The organism is Pseudomonas sp. A0308 (genome assembly GCF_044218815.1).
In the GTDB taxonomy this organism is placed as follows: Bacteria; Pseudomonadota; Gammaproteobacteria; order Pseudomonadales; family Pseudomonadaceae; genus Aquipseudomonas; species Aquipseudomonas iridis.
The window spans coordinates 2,187,907-2,210,290 of record NZ_CP162581.1 but is presented as its reverse complement, the minus strand read 5'-3'; the positions used below and the strand labels follow the sequence as shown (position 1 = coordinate 2,210,290).

18 protein-coding genes and 1 pseudogene are annotated in these 22,384 nt (G+C 58.9%); 8 read left to right on the top strand and 11 right to left on the bottom strand.

Features of this window, described 5'->3' with window-relative positions; all coding sequences use genetic code 11:
- Positions 1-23: 23 nt before the first annotated feature.
- The 6 genes from AB4P92_RS10350 to yaaA form a co-directional block, all read right to left on the bottom strand.
- Positions 24-1,511: an alginate export family protein gene (locus AB4P92_RS10350; protein ID WP_395599329.1), complete on the bottom strand. Its 1,488-nt coding sequence runs from the start codon at positions 1,509-1,511 to the stop codon at positions 24-26.
- A complete protein-coding gene (algK, locus tag AB4P92_RS10345; protein WP_395599328.1) occupies positions 1,508-3,016 on the bottom strand; it encodes an alginate biosynthesis TPR repeat lipoprotein AlgK in 1,509 nt (502 codons plus the stop codon). The genes AB4P92_RS10350 and algK overlap by 4 nt, the downstream gene beginning before the upstream one ends.
- Positions 3,017-3,025: 9 nt before the next feature.
- Positions 3,026-4,195, bottom strand: coding sequence for an alginate biosynthesis protein Alg44 (locus AB4P92_RS10340; protein ID WP_042557754.1), 1,170 nt, complete (start codon positions 4,193-4,195; stop codon positions 3,026-3,028).
- Positions 4,196-4,230: 35 nt separating this feature from the next.
- Entirely contained in the window at positions 4,231-5,715 is a 1,485-nt protein-coding gene (alg8, locus tag AB4P92_RS10335; protein ID WP_390896409.1) for a mannuronan synthase, read from the bottom strand.
- 98 nt (positions 5,716-5,813) lie between these two features.
- Complete coding sequence (locus tag AB4P92_RS10330) at positions 5,814-7,130, bottom strand: nucleotide sugar dehydrogenase (protein ID WP_150594961.1); 1,317 nt, start codon at positions 7,128-7,130, stop codon at positions 5,814-5,816.
- Positions 7,131-7,939: 809 nt separating this feature from the next.
- Positions 7,940-8,719 (bottom strand): peroxide stress protein YaaA, encoded by a 780-nt coding sequence (gene yaaA, locus AB4P92_RS10325; protein ID WP_395599327.1) that lies wholly within the window; start codon positions 8,717-8,719, stop codon positions 7,940-7,942.
- Positions 8,720-8,984: 265 nt separating this feature from the next.
- Here yaaA and AB4P92_RS10320 point away from each other — a divergent pair, with 265 nt between their 5' ends.
- The 6 genes from AB4P92_RS10320 to AB4P92_RS10295 all read left to right on the top strand — a co-directional run bounded on the left by AB4P92_RS10320 (position 8,985) and on the right by AB4P92_RS10295 (position 14,200).
- Positions 8,985-10,109 (top strand): polysaccharide deacetylase family protein, encoded by a 1,125-nt coding sequence (locus AB4P92_RS10320; protein ID WP_395599326.1) that lies wholly within the window; start codon positions 8,985-8,987, stop codon positions 10,107-10,109.
- A 349-nt stretch (positions 10,110-10,458) separates the two neighbouring features.
- Entirely contained in the window at positions 10,459-11,850 is a 1,392-nt protein-coding gene (locus AB4P92_RS10315; protein WP_042557759.1) for a PhoH family protein, read from the top strand.
- 175 nt (positions 11,851-12,025) lie between these two features.
- On the top strand, positions 12,026-12,499 hold the full coding sequence (gene moaC, locus AB4P92_RS10310) for a cyclic pyranopterin monophosphate synthase MoaC (protein ID WP_042557760.1): 474 nt from the start codon (positions 12,026-12,028) through the stop codon (positions 12,497-12,499).
- Positions 12,496-12,738, top strand: a complete 243-nt coding sequence (locus AB4P92_RS10305; RefSeq protein ID WP_150594956.1) for a MoaD/ThiS family protein — start codon at positions 12,496-12,498, stop codon at positions 12,736-12,738. Before moaC ends, AB4P92_RS10305 begins: the two co-directional genes overlap by 4 nt.
- A 3-nt stretch (positions 12,739-12,741) precedes the next feature.
- The gene (gene moaE / locus AB4P92_RS10300; RefSeq protein WP_008080204.1) at positions 12,742-13,194 is read left to right on the top strand and encodes a molybdopterin synthase catalytic subunit MoaE; all 453 of its coding nucleotides are present in this window, start codon (positions 12,742-12,744) and stop codon (positions 13,192-13,194) included.
- Between the two features lie 229 nt (positions 13,195-13,423).
- Entirely contained in the window at positions 13,424-14,200 is a 777-nt protein-coding gene (locus tag AB4P92_RS10295) for an ABC transporter substrate-binding protein (RefSeq protein WP_047299830.1), read from the top strand.
- A gap of 122 nt (positions 14,201-14,322) precedes the next feature.
- Here the strand turns inward: AB4P92_RS10295 and AB4P92_RS10290 are convergent, their stop codons facing one another.
- The 5 genes from AB4P92_RS10290 to AB4P92_RS10270 form a co-directional block, all read right to left on the bottom strand.
- Positions 14,323-14,949, bottom strand: coding sequence for a transcriptional regulator (locus AB4P92_RS10290; RefSeq protein WP_150597492.1), 627 nt, complete (start codon positions 14,947-14,949; stop codon positions 14,323-14,325).
- Between the two features lie 92 nt (positions 14,950-15,041).
- Positions 15,042-16,169: an NAD(P)/FAD-dependent oxidoreductase gene (locus AB4P92_RS10285; protein ID WP_395599325.1), complete on the bottom strand. Its 1,128-nt coding sequence runs from the start codon at positions 16,167-16,169 to the stop codon at positions 15,042-15,044.
- Between the two features lie 147 nt (positions 16,170-16,316).
- Positions 16,317-17,261 carry an ornithine cyclodeaminase family protein gene (locus AB4P92_RS10280; RefSeq protein ID WP_395599324.1) on the bottom strand — a complete coding sequence of 315 codons (945 nt, stop codon included), beginning with the start codon at positions 17,259-17,261 and terminating at the stop codon, positions 16,317-16,319.
- Positions 17,262-17,401: 140 nt separating this feature from the next.
- Complete coding sequence (gene rhlB / locus AB4P92_RS10275; RefSeq protein WP_115146332.1) at positions 17,402-18,880, bottom strand: ATP-dependent RNA helicase RhlB; 1,479 nt, start codon at positions 18,878-18,880, stop codon at positions 17,402-17,404.
- A gap of 96 nt (positions 18,881-18,976) precedes the next feature.
- On the bottom strand, positions 18,977-19,633 hold the full coding sequence (locus tag AB4P92_RS10270; protein ID WP_042557767.1) for an alpha/beta hydrolase: 657 nt from the start codon (positions 19,631-19,633) through the stop codon (positions 18,977-18,979).
- 468 nt (positions 19,634-20,101) lie between these two features.
- Here AB4P92_RS10270 and AB4P92_RS10265 point away from each other — a divergent pair.
- Positions 20,102-21,133, top strand: a pseudogene (locus tag AB4P92_RS10265) (amino acid ABC transporter substrate-binding protein).
- A gap of 66 nt (positions 21,134-21,199) precedes the next feature.
- Positions 21,200-22,381 carry an amino acid ABC transporter permease gene (locus AB4P92_RS10260; RefSeq protein ID WP_042557769.1) on the top strand — a complete coding sequence of 394 codons (1,182 nt, stop codon included), beginning with the start codon at positions 21,200-21,202 and terminating at the stop codon, positions 22,379-22,381.
- The last annotated feature ends 3 nt before the right edge of the window (positions 22,382-22,384 follow it).

Genomic DNA, 22,384 nt, shown 5'->3' with positions numbered 1-22,384 from the left:
GGGCACTCCCTTGGCGGTTGGCATCAGAAGCGCCAGATCACGTCGATGAACGCACGGTGCATGTACGAATCAACCTGCTTGCCGTAGGCATCGCCCGGCTTGAACACGCCGCCACGGAAGCGCACCAAGGCCGAAGGCTCATCGATCGACTGGCTCAATGCCGCCGGCAACAGGCCTTGCTTGAAGTACTTGGTGACGACCAGATCCATCTCCTGACCCATGTCCTTGTTGCCGTCTTCAAGCGGCAACGAGGTGCTGGACAAGATGGCGCCGGTGACGTCGTCGGTGTTGTTCTCGACGGCGTTGATCCCGTTGCTGCCGACTGGCTTGTTGCCGTCGACGCGCCAGAATTTGTGGTAGATCAGGCTGGCGTCGTACTCGTCATTGAGCATCCACGAACCGAACAACGTAGCGGTCTGCATGTTGTTCATTTCGCCACGGAACGCTTCGCCGAAACGGTGAACGCGTGAACGCGTACCGGTGTAGTTCGAGCGGTTGCTTTCCAGACCGGTCTGTTCGTAATCGGCGCTGGCGCGGGCATAGGCGGCACCGACTTGCCACTGCGGATCAAGGCGCAGACGCACACCGATGTCAGTGGCCCAGCCGTTGACGTCATCGCTGCGTTTGGCTTGCGTCGGGCGGCTGCCATCGGCGTTCTGCGCGTTGACCGTGTCGCGGTCGCCGCTCATGCCGGTGATGCTGCCCCAGTAGTTGACGGTGTTGGTGTTGCGCCAGTTGTAGGCATCGCTGTCGGCGGTGAGGCCGATCCAGCTGATGTCGCCATTCTCTTTCTTGTCCAGCGAATCGCCGGCAACGCCGGGTTCTGGATAGTCGAGTTTGCCGTCATCGTGAGTATGGTGACCGCGAATCCCGACCCAGTTGCCCGGTGTCCACTGGTAAGCGGCATCGGCGTAGGCGTGCAGGCGATCCTTGTCTTTGGGCGCCAGCTCTTTGAGGTCAGTACGGTATTCGCTGAAGCGTTCGGCAACACCGGCGTTCGCACGCAACAGGGTGGTGTCGAAGGTCCAGTTCAGCGCTTCGATGTTGGTGTCGCGCCATTGGCCGTCGTCATTGCGCAGGCGTTGGCGACCGAGTTTGAGCATCTCGCCGGGGTAAGGCGTGAGGCCGCTGTAGCCGACCCAGAATTCGCGCATCGCCAGGTAGTTTTTCTTGGTCTTGCGATCACCGTTGTCGGTGGTCTGGGTGCCGTCGCTGTCGGACTGCTGCAGGGTGTCGGTCTCGATGATGTCAGTCGAGGTCACCGCCTGACCCATCGCGTAGGCGCTCCACGCGCCGCTCTCGCCGTAGACCCACGGACGCAGGTCGAGGCCGACGCCGCTGACGTCGCCGCCACTGGCGGTACCGAGGTCACGGTCGTCTTCGGACTGGCCGGTGACTTTCACTTCCAGGCCGAAGTTTTTGCTTTCAGTCATCGCGGCCAGTGTCGGGCAAGACCAGATCAGCGCGAAGGTGAGGCCAATACCGGCCTTCACGAATGGATTGAGCTTCATAGTTTTTCCTCGCCGTCTTCTTCTTGCAGGGCGTGCAGTTGCAGCGTGTTCGGGTTCAGGGCGCCACGGCTGGCCTGCTCCTGTTGCAGCAGGCGCTGGGCTTCGGCCAGACGCTCGGGCGGCAATTGGGCGGCGACAGTGGTCGCCAGCTCATCGGCCTGCGGGGTGTTTTGAGCTTTGGCCAATTGGCTGAACACATAAGCGTTGAGCGGGTCGGGCTTGGTGCCCTTGCCTTGGGAAAACAGTTGGGCAATGGCGAAATCGGCGCTGTTCTGGCCGTTGCGCGCAGCGGTCAGCAGATGGTCGAGGGCCTTCTGCGGATAGACCTTGCCCAGGTAACCACGGCGATAGATCTGGCCGAGGTAATAGTCGGCGGCGACTTCACGGCCGACGGCTTTCTGGAAATGTTCTTCGGCGACCTTGGCGTCGGCCGGGACCACTTTGCCTTCGTAGTAGAGCTTGCCCAGCAACAGCTCGGCGCGCGGCTGGTCGGCGGCGCGGCCGTTGTCCAGGTACTTCATCATCTGATCGACGTCGCCCAGTTCCGGGAAGTCGTAGAGCAATTGCGCGAGGGTGACCCACGACGCCGGGTAGCCTGGAGCGATTGGCTCAAGCAGCGACTGCGCGGTTTTTTCGTCAGTCTTGCCCAGGGTCGAGTCGGCCAGCACACGGGCAACCGAATCGACACGCTGAGCGGTGACGGTGCCACGGCTGTAACCGGCTTGCATTTGCTTGATCAGCTCGGCCTGTTGTTCTGGCTGGGCACGTTTCTGATAGACCGTGGCCAGTTCGACGTAGCAGATGTCGGTGGTGTTGAGCGCGGCTTTGCAGATGTTTTCCACGTCATCCAGATGCTGGTCGTAAGTGCCCTGGGTGCGGTACAGCAGTACCTGCGCCAGACCTGCTTCCGGGTAGCCGGATTTGCGCCACTGATCGATCTGCTGCTGAGCGTTGATGTTCGGGAAGCTGCGCGGGTATTGCAGGTAGAGCATCGCCAGCGGGATCAACGTGTTGCCTTCGCCATTGGCGGCGGCTTTTTTCAGCAGGGTTTCGGCTTCGTGGTGCTCGGCCTCGGTCGAACCGGGCTTGGCCACCAGCAGGCGCCCCAGACGTGCCTGAGCGCGCGGCGAAACACTGGCCGCTGCGCGATAAGTCGCTTCGGCCTGTTTCATTTGCGCTGGGTCGCGGCTGTCGACCTGGATATCAGCGAGGCCCACTTGCGCTTCGCTGTAGCCCAGATCGGCCAGTTGCTGATAATTCTGCGCAGCGGTGGCGGTGTCGCCACGCTTGAGCGCTTCGTTGGCCAGGCGCTGATCAGGCAGGCCGGCGCAACCGGCCAGAGACACTGCCAGTGCCAATGCACACACTGATCCTTTGTGGGAGCTGGCTTGCCAGCGATTCAGGCGACTCGGTGTTTCAGCCAGACCACATTGATCCGATCGCTGGCAAGCCAGCTCCCACAGGGACCGTGGCGTTCTGAAAAGACTGGTGATAGTCACAGGCATGTCCTCGACTTAAAGACCGGCAGCCATGGCTTTGTCGATCAGCCAGTTCAGGTTCGGGCCACGGTCGCTGTTCACTTCCACCGGGCGGCCGGCGAGGCTGCTGTCGAGCGACTCGTCAGGCTTGATCTGTACGCGGATATCGGAAGACAGGTCGGCGCTTTTCAGGCTGGTGCTGCTGACGATCTTGCCGGTGCGGATCTTGTCTTCGCCCGCGATCTGGAAGCTCACCGGGGTGCCCGGACGCACGTCGCCGAACTGGCGATAGGAGAAGCGTGCTTCCACGTTGGCCTCGGTGTTGCGCGGCACCAGTTGGAAGATCACATCGCCCTTGCTCGCGTATTGACCGTCAGCCACCAGTTGCTGGGCCACGGTGCAATCGCACGGCGAGGTCAGGGTGCCGGTCATTTGCTTGCCGAACAGTTCTTCAACCTTGGCGGGCGACAGTTGATCTTCTTGCATGTGGCCCTTGAGCACGTCGAGCATGCTGGTGCTGAAGGTCGCCAGTGGCGCGCCTTTGGCCGCAACGCCGTCGGACTTGATCAGGCTCTGCACAGTGCCGTCACGCGGCATGGTGATGTTCATGCCCGGTACGCTGACCAGACCGGCCTGCGCGTGGCTGACGAAGTACATGCCATACACCGATTTGGCAATGAAACCCGCCGCGACCAGGCCGACCGCGAAGATCCCGGCGCTGAACGTCACGGCTTTCAGACGCCCGAACGGGGTCATGCCGTGGCCGCCGTCCTTGACCTTGCGCGCCTTGGTGAAGTTGTCGCGCTGCAGGGTCGCCAGTACTTCACCCATGCTGACGATGTCGCCGGCCAGGTGCGAAGTGATCAGGTGGCGCAGGGTGGAAATATCCTGCGGCTCAAGGTTCTGGAACTGGCAACCGACGCGGCCGGTCTGGCGGTCGAAGGAGCGCACCTGCAGCTCGACGTCCATGGCCAGACCGAGGTTGTCGATCACAAACTGCAGGCGAGCCTTGTGCACCTGGCCGATGGTCAGCGGCATCTGCCCGGCGTTGAACGCCAGGCCGCCGGCGGACAGATCCAGCACGCGGGTTTCCAGCGGCGTCCGGTCAGGGCCGAAGAAACGCAGTTTGGCCGGGATTTTCACTCGGGCGTGTTGGCGCTGGGCTTCGGATTCATGCACTACGTTGGCGTTGACGGCGGTATTCATAGGGGCGATTTCCTTGTTAATTCAATAGGGGCGGGTCAGACCATCATCAGCAGCACGGCGACGAAAATGCTGCCGGCGGAGAAGGTCATGGTCCGAGACGACCAAGTGTTGAACCAACGTTGAAAGCTGGCGAGATCACGGGTCAGGGAAGTGGGCTGGCGAGTCCAGGATTGTTGGTCGAGGCGGAAGAACACGTAGATCTTCACCAGCGCACCGACGATCTGGTTGTAATAGAGAATCGCCGGGTAGGCCGGGCCGATCCGGTGACCGGAGCAGGACAACAGCAGCGTCAGAATCAGGCGAGTGATGCCGATCCACAGCAGGTACACCAGGATGAACGCGGTGCCGTACTTGAAGCTGGCGATGATTGCCACAGTCAGGCCGAGCAGCGATGTCCACATCGACACGCGCTGGTCGAACAGCACCAACGAGGTGAAGGCGCCGAGGCGTTTCATGCCCAGGCCCAGTGCTCGCGAGTTCTGGCGCAGGTTGTTGCCGTACCAGCGGAACATCAGTTTGCGGCTGGCCTTGATGAAGCTCTTTTCCGGCGGGTGTTCCACGGTGTGGATCGCCGCGTCCGGCACATAGAATGTGTCGTAGCCAAGTCGCATCAGGCTGAACCAGCTCGACTTGTCGTCGCCGGTCAAAAACTTGAAGCGGCCCAAGCGCCAGTGCTGCAGGGAGTCGCTTTCCACGTCGGCGATGAAATCCGGATTGGTCACCACGGAGGCGCGGAATACCGACATCCGGCCGGTCATGGTCAGGACGCGTTTGGACAGGGCCATCGAGCACATGTTGATGTGGCGTTGGGCGAAGCGCAGCTTGTGCCATTCGCTCATGATGTAGCCGCCGCGCACTTCGCAGAATTCGTTGGTGGTCAGGCCGCCGACGTTGCCGAACATCTGGAACCACGGCACGGTTTTGCGTACCACACCCTCGGCGAGCACGGTGTCGCCATCGATCACGGCGACGACAGCGCGGTCGTCCGGCAGGTGACGGGAGATGGCGCGGAAACCGTAGGCCAGGCCATCACGTTTGCCGGTGCCGGGAATGCGCACGAAGTCGAGTTTCACTCGATCCGGCGGATTCATTCGCGCCCACAGCGCTTTGACCAGCAGCTCATCGGACATTTCGACGATGGAGCAGACCATGGTGGCCGGCAGTCCGCAGTCGATCGCTTCGCGGATCACCGAGCTGTAGACCTGCGCTGTGGTCAGCGCGTCGATACGGAAACTGGTGACCATCAGGTACACGTGCGACGGATCTGCCGCCTTGCCCAGCTTGCGCACTTTACGGCGCAGGTGCGGGTAGACGATGTAGAGAAAAATCATGCCGCGCACAAAGTGCGTTGCACCCATCGAGTAGCGCCAGATACCCACGGCGCCAATCAGGAAAATGAAGTCCTTCGACTCGGAGTCGAACGTGGACGTGGGCAGCATCAAGGCCAGGCCCATCAGCAGACTGAGATAAAAAAGCCAGCCGGCGGATTGCAGAAAAAAATGTTTGAGCTTGTTCGACATAACCGTCATCCGAAGGTGAGAAGGCTTCAAGCCGCAAGCGGCGAGCTGCAAGCGAAACGCTTTGGCTTGCAGCTCGAAGCTTGTCGCTTAGGGCTGCTTTACCAGCAGATACCTTCGGTACGGGTGCCGGCGTCAGTGGCTTTGGCCATGAAGCCGACCAGGTCGATGACCTGTTTGCCGTCCGGCGCTTGCTGAGCCAGCGCACGGAACTTCTCGTCGCGGTTGCCGAGGATGATCACGTCGGAGTTGTCGATCACCGAATCGAAGTCTGCGTTGAGCAGGGACGACACGTGCGGGATCTTCGACTCGATGTAGTCCTTGTTCGCGCCGTGAACACGGGCGTACTCGACGTTGCTGTCGTAGATGCTCAGGTCGTAACCCTTGCCGATCAGCATTTCGGCCAGTTCCACCAGCGGGCTTTCGCGCAGGTCGTCGGTGCCGGCCTTGAAGCTCAAGCCGAGCAGGGCGACTTTGCGTTTGTCGTGGCTTTCAACGATGTCGAAGGCGTTCTGCACTTGCGATTCGTTGCTGCGCATCAGCGAGTTGAGCAGTGGCGCTTCAACGTCCAGCGAACCGGCGCGGTAGGTCAGGGCGCGGACGTCTTTGGGCAGGCAAGAACCGCCGAAAGCGAAGCCTGGGCGCATGTAGTACTGGGACAGGTTGAGGGTCTTGTCCTGGCAGACCACGTCCATCACTTCACGGCCATCGACGCCGACGGCTTTGGCGATGTTGCCGATCTCGTTGGCGAAGGTCACCTTGGTGGCGTGCCAGACGTTGCAGGTGTATTTAATCATCTCGGCAACGGCGATGTCCTTGCGGATGATCGGTGCATCGAGTTCTTCGTACAGCGATTGCAGAACGTCGCCCGAGGCCTTGTCGAACTCGCCGATGACGGTCATCGGTGGCAGGTCGTAGTCGGCAATCGCGGTGGATTCACGCAGGAACTCAGGGTTGACCGCAACGCCGAAATCGACGCCAGCCTTTTTCCCGGAGCAATCTTCGAGGATCGGGATGACAACGTTTGCGACAGTGCCCGGCAGTACGGTGCTGCGCACCACGATGGTGTGGCGGGTGGTCTTGTCGCGCAGGACAAAACCGATCTCGCGGCACACGGCCTCGATGTAGTTGAGTTCCAGGTCGCCGTTCTTCTTGCTCGGCGTACCGACGCAGATCATCGACAGATCGGTGTCACGAATCGCTTCAGCGAAGTTAGTCGTACCGCGCAAACGGCCGTTCTGAATACCTTGCTGCAACAGCTCGCCCAGACCGGGTTCAACAATCGGAGATTTGCCAGCGTTGATCATATCGATCTTGTCTTTGGCAACATCGACGCCCACGACGTCATGGCCCCGTGCAGACAGGCAACCGGCACAAACTGCGCCAACGTAACCCAAACCAAATATGCTGATGCGCATCGCAATTACCTCTGTATATATCAGGCCAAAGAAGGCCGGAGTTAATGGTGTTCAGCGTTAAAAGTGCACTCGAAAGTGCGGCGCGCAGGCGTCACAATGCCGTGTGCAGGCAAACTAATTTTCGAGTGTCTAAATAAGTGCACTCAAGATGTGCGCAACTAGGCCTTGTTGTTATGACCTGCCCTGTTATGCAGCCGATCTCCATTGTTGGAGACCTTGGTGCAATCGGTTTGCGCGCTTGATGTAAGGCGAATAGCCATACAAATCAAGCGGTTGTGTACTCAGGCGAGCACGTTTATAGGGGCGTGGCCATGGCCTTGCAGGGGATATTAATGGAGCGTATCTCCTGTGCTTCGGTTTGTTTTCAGACTAGTTAGTCATCTAGGCAAGTTGCTGTGACAACTTGGTTACATGACTATCTGCCCTGCGTAAGTTATCTCGTACAAACTCGGCGAGAATCGTTACCGGTGGTATGAGCTATGCATTTGGACGAAGTTCCTGTCCGCTCATCGCGAAAGCTGAAATTTCTTGAAATATTGTCGTAGATGGCACCGATCTCAATTTGATGGCACTTTCGTTTTCGACCTTTAATAACAGGCGAATAATCACGTTAGATAGTTTTGTGCCACTACCGTGAAAAAATTTAGGTGCCACTACTGAAAAAAATGATCAGTGTCGAGTGAAACTAATATTAGAAAAGAGGGTGTTGATTTTATGGCGCCATAAAAATGGCGATATGTGGCGAGGGATTTTGGACATCGTGCGAGCTGCACGACTCTTGGTAGAAAGAGTCGTGCAATAGGCATGCTTTATTCGGGGGCGTGATCGCGCAGAAACACCAGATTGTCCGGTTTCGACTGTTCAGCGCTGTAGCGATAACCCTGAACATCGAACTGCTTGAGCTGGGCAGGATCGTTGATGCCTTCCTGGATCACGAAACGGCTCATCAGGCCACGGGCTTTTTTTGCGTAGAAGCTGATGATTTTGTACTGGCCGTTTTTCAGATCCTTGAAATCGGCATTGATGATTCGCGCATTCAACGCGGTGCGTTTGACAGCTGAAAAGTACTCGTTGGACGCCAGGTTGAGCAGTAGATCATCGCCTTGCTCGGCCAATGCTTCATTCAGCCATTCACTGATGCGCGTGCCCCAGAACGCGTACAAATCCTTGCCGCGCGCGTTGGCCAGTTTGGTGCCCATCTCCAGACGATACGGTTGCATCAAGTCCAGTGGGCGCAGCAGCCCATAAAGGCCGGAGAGCATGCGCAGGTGTTTTTGCGCGTAATCGAAATTCGCTTCGCTAAAGGACTGCGCGTCGAGACCGGTGTAGACGTCACCCTTGAACGCGAGCAACGCCTGCTTGGCGTTTTGCGGGGTGAACGCTGGCGTCCAGCTGCCGAAACGCGCGGCATTGAGCCCGCCGATCTTGTCGGAGACGTGCATCAGCTCGCTGATCTGTGCCGGCGATAGCTCGCGCAATTGCTCGATCAGTTCCTGGGAGTGGTCCAGATATTGCGGCTGGGTGAAGCGCTGGGTCGCCGGCGGCGTTTCGTAATCGAGGGTCTTGGCGGGGGAAATCACCATCAGCATGAAGTCGTCTCCTTTAATCGTGGAGGCGATTCTAGGGGGTTGGGGCGGTTGACTCCAGCTATCAGGCTCATAGGTGATCGACGGCTGGCCCCAATCCCCTGTGGGAGCGAGCCTGCTCGCGAAAGCAGTGCATCAGTCGACTTCTATGGCGGATCTGAATCCGTATTCGCGAGCAGGCTCGCTCCCACATAGGAATCTGTGTTGCTGAGGGAACTGTGTGGGATCAGCTATAGTGCCGCCCGGGTTTTGTTACGGAGACATCCCATTGCGCATTGTTCTTTTATTCACCGCGTGGCTGTTTAGCTTCGGTGCCATCGCGGCGCCGGGCGATGTGGCGACGCTGGATCGCAGCACCTGGCCTGAGCAATTGACCAGCCCGACCCTGTTCGACGTTGCGTCCCGTGCGGAAATCCTCATGTTCGCCCGTGTTCTGCTCGGTACCGAGTCTATTGACGAAGCTGCCCTGTCCCAGCGCCTGGGCCTGCGCACGGTCAATATCGATGCAGTCAACAGCCTGCGCGAGCGCCTGTGGCAGCGCCTGCTTGCCAACTACAACTACGCCCAGCAAAGTTGCGATCAGGACGCCTCGTTCTGCTTCCTCGTCGAAGACTTGCCTACGCTGCGTGAGCAGGCCGCCAAATTCGTCGTCAGCGATGACAGCTATTACACCAGGTGGGCCGAGCCAAGCCGGATCTTCCATCTGCAGTACCTGGACGAATTGCTGCGCAAGGCTGCGCTGTTTCCACAGACCAGCAGCGAAATCGATCGTTTCGGCGACTATGAGCGCAACGGCGAGGAGATGCATGATCGACTGTTTCTGCTGACTTTCGACAGCGCCGCCAACGCGCAACCGGACAACACCGACTGGCTCACCGAGTACCTGCGCAAGGCCAACATGAGCGGCACGTTCTTCATGTTGGGCAAGGATATTCAGGCGCGACTGGGTGACCGTTCCGTGAGCGGCCTGCAAGCGACGTTCTCGCAGCAATGCGTCGGCGTGCAGGGTTGGGAGTTCCGCTCCCACAGCCATTGGCAGGACTGGCAGGATTCGGTGCGCCGCAGTGCCGATCTGGTGAAGAACAAACTGCCGGAAAATTATGTACCGCTGTTCCGTCCGCCGGATGGCCAGCGGCGTAGCGATGCACAGGGCTTCTTTAACACGCAGGGCCTGCAAGTGGCGCTGTGGGACATCGATGCCCAGGACGGTGCCGGCAAACTCAAAGGCCCGCAGAGTGCACAGCGAGTGCTGACCCTGATGCTGTTGTGGCGTCACGGGGTGATCAATTTCAACATGAAACAGGATGCCGTGAAGACCGCCATGCCGTGGCTGATCACGCAAACCGCGCAAAGCGGCATCGGTTGGGAAGACTGTCTGGACGGGTTTCGCTGAGAAACGAAGAAAGCCCGGAAACATTGGGCTTGGGGCAATTTTTTTGCAGAATTCGATGCAGGCGGACTTCCGACTTTAGCGAGGTCTGGACGGTCCGCCAAGGGCTTTTCGTCACTCTGCAAAATAAACTTCAAAAAACCGTCAAAGTGCTTTTTCCTGTCATGGGTTTTGGAGTATTACGAAGACAGACCGCCGAAACCTGCAACACAGGTGGCGTCTTCCAAGACCCACTTTGTGTGCAAGTCACCTGCCTCTTTCAATAAAAGCCCGGCAGATGAATCGGCAGTCACTTCGAGGCGCAGCACTGTAGAGGTATTGCGTCGAATGGCTCTGACAAAGGTGACCGAGTATGGATGATCACGGACGTAGCCCTTCCAACCAGCCAATCCTTTATGTACTCGATACCAACGTATTGATTCACGATCCAAACGCCCTGCTTAATTTCGAAGAACACCACGTCGCCATCCCGATGACCGTGCTGGAAGAGCTGGACAAGCTCAAGAGCGGCCATCACAGCGTTGCCGCCGAATGCCGCCAGGCTATCCGGCTGATCGACAAGACCCTGGGCGATGCCTCCCCCGAGGATGTCGAACTGGGCGTGCCGATTCAGCGCGGCAAGGGCGGTCCGAAGGGCTTGCTGTCAATTCTGATGAGCAAACAGGCCGAATCGAACCTGATTCTGCCCGAGCATCTGAACGACAACAAAATCATCAACCAACTCATCGATATGCACACCCGTGATCCGCAGAAACCTGTGGTTCTGGTGACCAAAGACATCAACATGCGCCTCAAGGCGCGGGCCTGCGGGATCGCGGCCGAGGATTACAGCACCGACCAACTGGTCGATGACGTGTCCCTGCTGCCCAACGGTTATCACAACATGACCGGCTCTTTCTGGGATCTGGTGAGCAAGGTTGAAACCCGTCAGGACCACGGTCGCACATGGCACGAAGTGAAGTTGATCGACAACTTGCCGGCGGTGCATATCAATGAGTTCATCATCGACGAGCAGGGCTTCGTTGGCTGGATCAAGGAGATTGACGAAGATCGCCTGCTGATTCTCGATCTGCATCAGGAACCCCTCTTGCACCAGGAAGCCTGGGGCCTCAAGCCGCGTGACATCTACCAGAGCCTGGCGCTGTACGCGCTGCTCGATCCGGACATCCATCTGGTCAACCTGTCGGGGGCGGCCGGTTCCGGTAAAACCATTCTGGCGTTGGCCGCTGCGATCGAGCAGACCATGGTCAGCAAGCGTTATCGGCGCATCATCGCCACCCGCAGCGTGCAGGGCCTGGACCAGGAAATCGGTTTCCTGCCCGGCACCGAAGCGGAAAAAATGGAGCCTTGGCTGGGTGCCATCACCGACAACCTCGAAGCCTTGCACATGGATGACGAAAACACCCATGGCAGCGTCGATTACATCCTCAGCAAAGTGCCGTTGCAGTTCAAATCGCTCAACTACATTCGCGGTCGCAGCTTCCAGCAGAGCCTGATCCTGATCGACGAATGCCAGAACCTCACGCCGCACCAGATGAAAACCATCATCACCCGTGCCGGCGCTGGTTCCAAAGTGGTGTGCCTGGGTAACCTCGCACAGATCGACACCCCTTATCTGTCCGCGACCAGCTCCGGGCTGACCTACCTGACCGAACGCTTCAAGGATTTCCCCAACGGTGTGCACATCACCCTGCAAGGGGTGCCTCGCTCGATCCTGGCTGAATACGCAGAGTCTCACCTCTAAGAGGAGCAGCTACAAGCTTCAAGCCGTAAGCTACAAGTGGCCCGAGTGAAATTCACTTGCTGCTTGAAGCTTGCGGCTTTCGGCTGTTTAAATGCGAGCTTTCCTGACGCCTGCCTACCGCGCTTTAACTTGCCGCTTGTAGCTTGCCGCTTGTAGCTGCCTCAAGGAGGCCCCCGTGCTGACTCATCTCGATTCCCAAGGTCGCGCCAACATGGTCGACGTCACCGAAAAAGCCGTGACGTTCCGTGAAGCGACGGCTCAAGCGCTGGTGCGCATGCTCCCCGAAACGTTGCAGATGATCGTCAGTGGCGGCCATCCCAAAGGCGACGTATTTGCCGTCGCGCGCATTGCAGGCATTCAGGCGGCGAAGAAAACCAGCGATCTGATTCCCCTTTGCCATCCGCTGATGCTCACTGGCGTCAAAGTCGAGCTCAGCGCTGAAGGCGAAGACACCGTGCGCATCGTCGCCCGTTGCAAATTGTCCGGGCAGACCGGCGTCGAGATGGAAGCGCTGACCGCTGCCAGCGTCGCCGCGCTGACTATCTATGACATGTGCAAAGCGGTGGATCGCGGCATGACCATCGAAAGCGTGCGCCTGCTGGAAAAGGTCGGCGGCAAGAGCGGGCACTTTCAGGCGGATCAAGCATGAAGCTGACAGTTAGGTTTTTTGCCCGTTACCGTGAAGCGCTGGGCGTTGACTCGGTAACGGTCGACGGCGATTTCGCCACCGTCGATGACGTACGCGCGCTGTTGGCGCAGCGTGAAGGCGCCGAGGTATTGAGCGAGCAGAACCTGATGTGCGCACGCAACGAAGACTTGTGCCAGCTCGACGAGCCGGTGGTCGAGGGTGACGAAGTGGCGTTTTTCCCCACTGTGACCGGAGGCTGATCCATGGCGATTCGTGTGCAGGCCACGCCGTTCGATCCGGGTGCGGAAGTCAATGCGATGCACGCGGCCAATGTCGGCGTCGGCGCGGTGGTGAGCTTCGTCGGTTACGTGCGCGACTTCAACGATGGCCTGGATGTGGCGGGGATGTTCCTCGAACACTATCCGGGCATGACTGAAAAAGCCCTCGGCAAGATCGCCATTGAGGCCGAGCAGCGCTGGCCGTTGCTGAAACTGGAAGTGCTGCACCGCATCGGCGCGCTGGAACCGGGCGAGCCGATCGTGTTTGTCGGCGCTGCCAGCGCCCATCGCCAGGCTGCGTTCGACGCCTGCGCTTTCGTCATGGATTACCTGAAAACCCGCGCACCGTTCTGGAAGAAGGAAAACACCAGTGACGGCCCGCGCTGGGTGGAAGGGCGCGACAGTGATCATGCGGCGGCGGATCGCTGGAACAAATAGTTCTTTAGCTTTCTTCAGTAAGCCATCGCTGGCTTGCCAGCGATGAGACCATCCGCAACACCAAAAACCTCGCAAACACTCTCTGCTTCCTAATTGACGACTTGTACCTATAAGTCCAATATGGATTTCCAAGTACAAAAAACAGCTTCGTCTTGCCGCTCGTAGCTCCTTGCTCCCAGCTGCTCTTCTTCATCTTGCCAAACCAACAACAACCCGCGAGAGAATGAACATGAAGAAACTTCCCCTCATCACCGGTCTGGCCCTTAGCCTGTTGGCGTGCAGCAGCGTGTTCGCCGCCGAGAAAACCCTGCGCATCGGCATTGAAGCGGCTTACCCGCCATTCGCCTCGAAAACCGACAAAGGCGAAATCGTCGGTTTCGACTACGACATCGGCAACGCCCTGTGCGCGCAGATGAAGGCCAAGTGCGTGTGGGTCGAGGGTGAATTCGACGGTCTGATTCCTTCGCTCAAAGTGAAGAAAATCGACATGGCGCTGTCGTCCATGACCATCAACGAAGACCGCAAGAAGTCGGTGGATTTCACCCACAAGTACTACTTCACGTCCTCGCGGCTGGTGATGAAGGACGGCGCCACGGTCGATGATCAATACGCCAGCCTCAAAGGCAAGAACGTCGGCGTGCAGCGCGCAACCACCACCGACCGCTATGCCACCGAGGTGTTCGAGCCCAAGGGCGTCAACGTCAAGCGCTACAGCAACAACGAAGAGATCTACATGGACCTGGCAGCCGGTCGCCTTGATGCGATTTTTGCCGACACCATTCCGCTGAATGACTTTCTGTCGATGCCACGCGGCAAGGGCTATGCGTTTGTCGGGCCGGAGCTGAAGGATCCGAAGTATGTCGGCGAGGGGGCCGGGATTGCTGTGCGCAAGGGTAATACTGAACTGGTCAGCCAGTTGAATAGCGCCATCGATGGCATTCGCGCCAGTGGCGAATATCAGAAGATTTCCGACAAGTATTTCAAGTCGGACATTTACGGCGACTGATCGTCCGCTATCGCTGGCAAGCCAGCTCTCACAGTCATCGAGTCGTACACATTTTGTGTACATCAACATCCCTGTGGGAGCTGGCTTGCCAGCGATGGAGTCAGATCAATCACCGCGGCTCTTCAGCCCTTTAATTCCTTCAGGTGTTTGTACACCGTCGCCCGGCCCATGTTCAGCACATTGGCCACGTAGTTCGAGGCACTCTTGCCCTTGAACGCGCCCTCGGCATGCAGCGCCAGCACCAGTTCACGTTTGTGATCGCGGGTCAGCAGATTCAGGCTCAGTTGGCGCTCGCGCAGCCAGGCGTGCAGAAACGTGTTGATGCGCTCCTGCCAGTCATCGCGAAACAGTGAGTCCGGTTGCGGGATCAGTTTGCTCGGCGACAGGAACAGGTCCAGCGCAGCCTTGGCATTCTCGAACAGCGAAATATTCAGGTTGATGCACAGCACCGCCAGCGGCAGGCCTTCGCTGTCGCGCAATACGCTGCTCAGGCTGCGGATCTTCTGACCATCCCAGTTGAGTTTTTCGTACGGGCCGATGTTCCGCTCGCTGACGTCCTCGCTGAGCATGTCTTCAAGTGACGACTCGTCACCGATCTCGCGTTTGGACAGATTGTTGGCGATGTAATCGACTTTTTGCGTGCGCAAATCGTGCAGCACCACTTCGGCGTGGGGAAAAAACAGTGTGGCGATGGCGTCGGCGATGGCCCGGAAGTTATCCAGTGCCGGGTCGAGTTCGGGGGCGGTCATGACAGTGGAGCTCCAGGCAGCGTCAGCGCCCACATGAACAGGGGCGCTGCGAGTTTGCCGCAATCGGTTGGGCGCGTCATCCGCAGCGCGGATTAACCGAGCCGGGTAGGGGAGAGCATGTTGCTGCTCAGGCCGAACTGGCGCAGTTGCTCGGGCAACGGCAAACCGCGCACCAGTGCGGCGCTGGCCTGGCCCATCGCCGGTGACGTCTGGATGCCGTACCCGCCCTGGGCTGCGACCCAGAACAGGCCCGGCACCTGTGCATCGAATCCGCTGAGCAAATCACCGTCGGCAACGAAACTGCGCAAGCCGGCCCATGTTCGTGTCGGGCGGCGGATGGTCAGCGTCGTGGCTTCTTCGATCTGATAGATGCCCATGGCGATGTCCAGTTCTTCAGGCTGCACGTCGTGGGGTTCGACCGGGTCCGCGTTGGCTGGCGAGCCTAAGAACATGCCGGCATCAGGTTTCATGTAGAACGATTCGTCGAGGCTGACCAGCATCGGCCACTGATGAATGTCGACACCTTCTGGCCCGGCGAAGATGAAGGCGGCGCGGCGTTTCGGTTGCAGGCCCAGCGATTGTGCACCGGCCATTGCGCCGATCTTGTCAGCCCAGGCGCCGGCAGCGTTGATGATCACTGGCGCGCTGAAGGTCTGGCCATTGGTCTGCACCTGCCAGACATTGTTGGCATCGCGCTCAAGCCCCAGCACCTGGCAGTCGGTGTGCACCTCGCCGTGATTGCGGCGGATCCCGCGCAGGTAGCCTTGATGCAGGGCGTCGGTATCGATGTCACAGGCTGTCGGGTCGTAAATCGCCCCGTGGACTTTTTCCCGACGCAGGATCGGCAGGCGCGCGCAGGCTTCATCGGCGCTGAGCCGTTGCATTTCCGGCACCGTGGCTTTGGCGCTCAGGTACTGGTTGTTGAGTTCGGCGGCGTCACCGGTGAAATCCACGGTCATCTCGCCGCGCGGGGTCAGCAGCGGGTGCTCGCAAAAACCGGCCGGCGGCTGGTCGAAAAACTCACGGCTGGCCTGAGTCAGCGCGCGTACCTGCGGTGTGCCATAAGCCGCGGTGAACAGGGCGGCGGAGCGCCCGGTGGAGTGATAGGCCGGGTGAGACTCACGCTCCAGCACGATCACTTTGGCGTGGGGCGACAGCCAGAAACCGGTGGAAGCGCCGGCAATCCCGCCGCCGATGATGATGAAATCTGCCTGGCTCATGAAAAAACTCCACGTTGAACTGCAAAGTTGAAGTTGTCGCAAATCCTGTGGGAGCCAGGCTTGCCCGCGATGGCATCACTACGGTTTTTTCTGAAGAACCGAGGCGTCTGCATCGCGGGCAGGCCCGCTCCCACAGGGATCGAGGTGTCAGTGCTTCAGGTGATAAATCGCATTCGCCAGGGCGATGTCTTCCAGCCCTAGCCCGATCGAGCGGAAAAACACGTGACGGTGGTAATCCGGGCGTTGCACTTTTTCACTGAGCAGATCGGCGAGGTCACCCATGATCGAGTCCGTGCTCCAGCCATGTTGCTCAACAGCAATCAGCATCTCGCCCGCCGAGCCCGGTGTGGTCAGACGATAGTCGCAGAACACCTGCATGTCGTTGAGGCTTTGCGGCGGCACTTCATGGGCGCGGGGGGCGTTGGTGCTGATCGAGGTGATCAACGCAGGTTTGCTCAGTGCCGCCGGGTCGATCACCGGCCCCGCTGACGAAGTGCAGAGCATGATCACATCGGCATCGGCGAGGGCGGCTTCAAGACGGGTTGTAATCGTCAGTCCGGGAGCTGCGGCTTTGAGCAGCGCCTGGGTTTCAGGATCCTCCTGCAGGCTCGGCGAATACACACTGATGCTTTTCCAGTCGCGTAAAGACTTCACGTAATGCAGATGCGCCTGTGCGACTTTGCCGCTGCCGATGATCGCCAGTCGCCGCGCATCCAGCGGAGCGAGGGCATCGACGGCCACTGCGGTGGTCGCAGCCGTACGCGCTGTGGTGAGTTCGCCGGCATCGCACAGCAGCAAGGGTTGGCCGGTCTGCATCGACATCAACAAGGTCCACGCGGTCACCAACGGGCCTTGCTCGCGGACGATGTACGGCGAGGTCTTCACGCCGTACACACCGTCTTCGGCCAGCACACCCAGGTAATTGATGAAGTCACCAGCGCCCTGCGGGAACTCCACCAGTTGCTGCGCCGGTTGAACCGCGTTACCGGCGGCGAGATCGCGGAACAGTTTGCGCAATGTCTGCGGCACATCAATGCGGGCCAGCAGTTCACGGGCCTGGGTTTGGTCGATCACGTAGGGCGTACTGGACATGTCAGGCTCCGGATGCGAAATCTAAACTTATTTGTCTATTATGGACTTTTAGTTTTATCGGGCAAGATCCTCCGGAAAAAAAGCCGGGCACAAAAAAAGCGCAGTCCGTTGCCGGCTGCGCTTCTCTTCTATCGTGTCACTTACTCTGGACGCTTGCGCTCAACTGCACGCAACAGATGCGTGGGAGGTGTTTCACAGCTGATCTTGCGGCCGAGCTTCTCTTCGATGGACGGCAACTGGTAGGAGTCGTCTTCACCGGCAAAGCTGATCGACACGCCATCGGCGCCGGCACGACCGGTACGGCCGATGCGGTGCACGTAATCGTCCGGGACTTCCGGCAGGGTGAAGTTGATGACGTGGCTGATGCCGTCGATGTGGATGCCGCGACCGGCAACGTCGGTGGCGACCAGTACGCGAATCTTGCCTTCACGGAAGCCTTCGAGCGTCTTGATGCGCTTGTGTTGCGGCACGTCGCCAGACAGTTGCGCGGCGTTGATGCCATCACGCACCAGACGTTCTTCGATTCGGCGCACTTCGTCTTTGCGGTTGGCAAACACGATCACCCGCTCCCAGCCGTTATCGTTGACCAGGTTGAAGAGCAGTTTGTATTTGTCGGCAGCGGCCACGGCAAAGATGTGCTGCTCGACGTTTTCGTTGGCCACGTTCTGCGATTCGATCTCGACGATCGACGGGTCGGTGGTCCACTGCTTGGCGAGGTTCATCACGTCTTCGGTGAAAGTCGCGGAGAACAGCAGCGTCTGACGTTCGCTTTTCGGCGGGGTCTGGCGAATGATCTGCCGAACCTGCGGGATGAAACCCATGTCGAGCATGCGGTCGGCTTCGTCCAGCACCATTACTTCGACCATGTCCAGATGGACGTCGCCGCGCTGGTTGAAGTCGAGCAGGCGGCCCGGGGTCGCAACGAGGATGTCGCAGTGGCGCGCTTCAAGGTGCTTGAGCTGCTTGTCGAAATCCATGCCGCCGACAAACGTCATCACGTTGAGGCCGGTGTACTTGGTCAGGTCGGCGGCGTCTTTTGCAATCTGCACCACCAGCTCACGGGTCGGCGCGATGATCAGCGCACGGGGTTCGCCCATGTAGCGTTCTTTCGGCGGCGGGGTCTGCAACAACTGAGTGATGATCGAGATCAGGAACGCGGCGGTTTTACCGGTACCGGTCTGGGCGCGGCCGATGGCGTCTTTGCCGGCGAGGGTGAAACCCAGCACCTGTGCCTGGATCGGCGTGCAATAAGGAAAGCCCAGATCCTGAATGGCGTGCATCAGTTCTGGAGAAAGCTTGAAATCGTGAAAGCGGGTTTTGCCTTCCTGAGGTTCGACGACGAAGTCTTCGAGTTTCCACGGGATGACTGGAGCCTTGGGCTTGGGTTCGCGACGCGGCTTGGGCGGTTTTGGCGCTTCGCTGCGGGCAGGCTCGGCGGCGATTGGCGCGGCCGGTGCAGGTTGCGGTTCTTGCTTCGGTGCCGCTGCGGGAGCGGGGCGGTCGGCCTGCGGGGCATCGTTGCGATGACCGGGGGCGTGCGACGGCGCACGGGTAACTGGCGCGAGCTGCTCAGCCTCGCTTTTACCGAACATTTTCTTGAGTGCTTCGAGCACGGTCATCTCATCAATTGGTTAAGGAATGTACGCCGGCCAGTGTAATGCAAGAAACGGGCGCGGCGTAGTGTGATGATCAAAGGGCGGACGTTGTGCGGATAATCAGCGCAGGCGCTCGCTCAGCCAGGTACCGATATCGCGAATTTCCTCGGGTAACACTTCGTGCTCCATTGGGTATTCCTGCCATGTCACGGTGACACCATGGGCTTTCAGATACTCATAAGCTGTGCGGCCCATCGAGTTTTGCACCACGTTGTCGAACTGACCGTGCAATGACAGCACCGGAATTCGTTGCTGACTGGCAGATAACTGCAGTTCCTCACTGAACGTTGGCGCATACGTCGACAACGCCATCACGCCACCCAGCGGTCCCTGCCATTTCAGAAAAGCGGTGTGATAGACCACGGCGCCACCCTGGGAGAAACCCGCGAGAAAAATCCGCGAGGCGTCTATTCCGCTGGCGCGCTCGTTTTCGATCAATTCAATGACGTGATCGGCCGACGCTTCCAGTTCATCGCGATCGATCGCGCGCGCCGGGCTCATGGCTTTGATGTCGTACCAGCTCGGCATGGCATATCCGCCATTTATCGTCACTGGACGGGTCGGCGCCTGCGGCAGTACGAAGCGTGTGCTCAGCAGGCTTTCCTGCAACGCCTCGGCGACCGGCAGAAAGTCAAAGCGGTCGGCGCCGAGGCCGTGCAGCCAGATCACGCAGGCGTCTGCGGGCTTAACAGGCTGAAGAATCAAGGGCTCGGTCATGTCTGCTCCAAATATGTGCGGGCGCTCTCATTGAGTGCGTGATTGAAGTGCGCGCCCGGTTGATCCGTTAAGAAGATGTCGCAAGGGTACAAGTTTTGCTATTGACCTGTCGCTTATGTGCTTCAGCGGCCGGTGTGGTACGGGCTTTGCTATGGCTTGAAGCGTGCAACCGATCTCGCGTCTGGCGGTAACACTATCAGTGAACGCCTGACGATGGGATGCAAAGAATCCGGTAATGGATGTTCGCCAATGGCCGCCATGGGCTTAGCGAATATGAAAGGGCTACAGCCCGTTCGGCCAATTGGTGAGAAGTGAGTTGTCCATGATGTGGATTTTCTCCTGAAACACTCATAGCGAAGGTCTTTACGTCGGTTGACCCAATAAAAAGCCAACTAGGGTCAACACCGCCTCAAAAGGGTGCGACTGGACTCAAGCTCCGACACAACAAGAGCAAAACTGGAGGTTTGAATGAAGATGTTGAAATCCACTCTGGCGATCGTGACTGCAGCAGCAGTACTCGGCGTCAGCGGGTTCGCTCAGGCGGGTGCAACCCTGGATGCCGTGCAGAAGAAAGGTTTCGTGCAATGTGGCGTGAGCGACGGTCTGCCGGGCTTCTCGGTACCGGACGCTACCGGCAAGATCCTCGGCATCGACGCTGACTTCTGCCGCGCAGTAGCTGCTGCCGTATTCGGCGACGCAACCAAGGTCAAATTCAGTCAGTTGAACGCCAAGGAGCGCTTTACCGCGCTGCAGTCCGGCGAGATCGACATCCTGTCGCGCAACACCACCATGACCAGCTCCCGTGATGCGGGCATGGGCCTGAAATTCCCGGGCTTCATTACCTAATATGACGGCATCGGCTTCCTGGTAAACAACAAGCTGGGCGTGAAGAGTGCCAAAGAGCTGGACGGCGCAACCATCTGCATCCAGGCCGGTACTACCACCGAGCTCAACGTTTCCGACTACTTCCGCGGCAACGGTCTGAAATACACCCCAATCACCTTCGACACCTCCGATGAAAGCGCCAAGTCGCTGGAATCCGGTCGTTGCGACGTGCTGACTTCCGACAAATCCCAGCTGTTCGCCCAGCGCAGCAAACTGGCTTCGCCGAAAGACTACGTGGTTCTGCCGGAAACCATTTCCAAGGAACCACTGGGTCCAGTCGTGCGTAACGGCGACGACGAGTGGCTGGCCGTGGTGCGCTGGACTGGCTACGCCATGCTCAACGCTGAAGAGGCTGGCATCACTTCGAAGAATGTCGAAGCTGAAGCCAAGTCGACCAAGAATCCGGACGTCGCTCGTATGCTCGGCGCTGACGGTGAGTACGGCAAAGACCTGAAACTGCCGAAGGACTGGGTAGTGCAGGTCGTCAAGCAGGTCGGCAACTACGGTGAAGTGTTCGAGAAAAACCTCGGCAAGAACACTCCGCTGGAAATCGACCGTGGCCTGAACGCCCTGTGGAACAACGGCGGCATTCAGTACGCACCACCAGTGCGCTAATGGTTCTATCACCCGGCGGGCCAACCGCCGGGTGATGTTCTTGTTCCATTTTTTCCGGGGCACTTCATGCAAAAATCAATCGGCGCACCAAAGCAGAGGCTCAGCCTCAGCGATCCGCGAGTGCGCGCCTGGGTATTTCAGATCGTCACTATCGTGGCCGTCGTCTCCCTGGGCTGGTTCCTGTTCGATAACACACAAACCAACCTTGAACACCGGGGCATCACCTCCGGCTTCAGCTTTCTGGAGCGCAGTGCCGGGTTCGGCATCGCTCAAACCCTGATCGACTACACCGAAGCGGACAGCTATGCCCGCGTGTTTGTGATCGGTCTGCTCAATACATTGCTGGTGACCATCATCGGCGTGATCCTGGCGACTCTGTTGGGCTTCATCATTGGTGTCGCGCGTCTTTCGCCAAACTGGATCATCAGCAAGCTGGCGACCGTGTATGTGGAAGTCTTCCGCAACATTCCGCCCCTGCTGCAAATCCTGTTCTGGTACTTCGCGGTGTTCCTGACCATGCCGGGACCGCGCAACAGCCACAACTTCGGCGACACCTTCTTTGTCAGCAGTCGTGGCCTGAACATGCCGGCCGCGCTGGCAGCTGATGGTTTCTGGGCATTCGTGATCAGTGTTGTGGTGGCCATCGTCGGCATCGTGCTGATGTGCCGCTGGGCCAATAAGCGCTTCGAAGCGACCGGTGAGCCGTTCCACAAGTTCTGGGTGGGTCTGGCGATTCTGCTGGTGATCCCGAGTTTGTGCGCGCTGATCTTCGGCGCTCCGCTGCACTGGGAAATGCCCGAGCTCAAGGGCTTCAACTTCGTTGGCGGCTGGGTGCTTATCCCGGAACTGCTGGCCTTGACCCTGGCCCTGACCGTTTACACCGCGGCGTTCATCGCCGAAATCGTGCGTTCGGGGATCAAGTCGGTCAGCCACGGCCAGACCGAAGCGGCCCGTTCACTCGGTTTGCGTGAAGGCCCGACCCTGCGCAAGGTAATCATTCCCCAGGCCCTGCGGGTGATCATCCCGCCGCTGACCAGCCAATACCTGAACCTGGCGAAGAACTCCTCGCTGGCCGCCGGTATCGGTTATCCGGAAATGGTTTCGCTGTTCGCCGGCACCGTGCTGAACCAGACCGGTCAGGCGATCGAAGTGATTGCGATCACCATGAGCGTGTACCTGGCGATCAGTATCAGCATTTCCCTGCTGATGAACTGGTACAACAAGCGCATTGCGCTGATCGAGCGGTAAGGA

Coding starts and splice junctions, on each gene's coding strand:
- AB4P92_RS10295 (WP_047299830.1), top strand. CDS start 13,424: ATGAAGAAACTTCCCCTCATCACCGGTCTGGCCCTTAGCCTGTTGGCG.
- AB4P92_RS10340 (WP_042557754.1), bottom strand. CDS start 4,195: ATGAATACCGCCGTCAACGCCAACGTAGTGCATGAATCCGAAGCCCAG.
- AB4P92_RS10270 (WP_042557767.1), bottom strand. CDS start 19,633: ATGACCGAGCCCTTGATTCTTCAGCCTGTTAAGCCCGCAGACGCCTGC.
- AB4P92_RS10315 (WP_042557759.1), top strand. CDS start 10,459: ATGGATGATCACGGACGTAGCCCTTCCAACCAGCCAATCCTTTATGTA.
- AB4P92_RS10350 (WP_395599329.1), bottom strand. CDS start 1,511: ATGAAGCTCAATCCATTCGTGAAGGCCGGTATTGGCCTCACCTTCGCG.
- AB4P92_RS10285 (WP_395599325.1), bottom strand. CDS start 16,169: ATGAGCCAGGCAGATTTCATCATCATCGGCGGCGGGATTGCCGGCGCT.
- algK (WP_395599328.1), bottom strand. CDS start 3,016: ATGCCTGTGACTATCACCAGTCTTTTCAGAACGCCACGGTCCCTGTGG.
- AB4P92_RS10280 (WP_395599324.1), bottom strand. CDS start 17,261: ATGTCCAGTACGCCCTACGTGATCGACCAAACCCAGGCCCGTGAACTG.
- moaE (WP_008080204.1), top strand. CDS start 12,742: ATGGCGATTCGTGTGCAGGCCACGCCGTTCGATCCGGGTGCGGAAGTC.
- AB4P92_RS10305 (WP_150594956.1), top strand. CDS start 12,496: ATGAAGCTGACAGTTAGGTTTTTTGCCCGTTACCGTGAAGCGCTGGGC.
- AB4P92_RS10330 (WP_150594961.1), bottom strand. CDS start 7,130: ATGCGCATCAGCATATTTGGTTTGGGTTACGTTGGCGCAGTTTGTGCC.
- alg8 (WP_390896409.1), bottom strand. CDS start 5,715: ATGTCGAACAAGCTCAAACATTTTTTTCTGCAATCCGCCGGCTGGCTT.
- AB4P92_RS10260 (WP_042557769.1), top strand. CDS start 21,200: ATGCAAAAATCAATCGGCGCACCAAAGCAGAGGCTCAGCCTCAGCGAT.
- AB4P92_RS10290 (WP_150597492.1), bottom strand. CDS start 14,949: ATGACCGCCCCCGAACTCGACCCGGCACTGGATAACTTCCGGGCCATC.
- rhlB (WP_115146332.1), bottom strand. CDS start 18,880: ATGACCGTGCTCGAAGCACTCAAGAAAATGTTCGGTAAAAGCGAGGCT.
- yaaA (WP_395599327.1), bottom strand. CDS start 8,719: ATGCTGATGGTGATTTCCCCCGCCAAGACCCTCGATTACGAAACGCCG.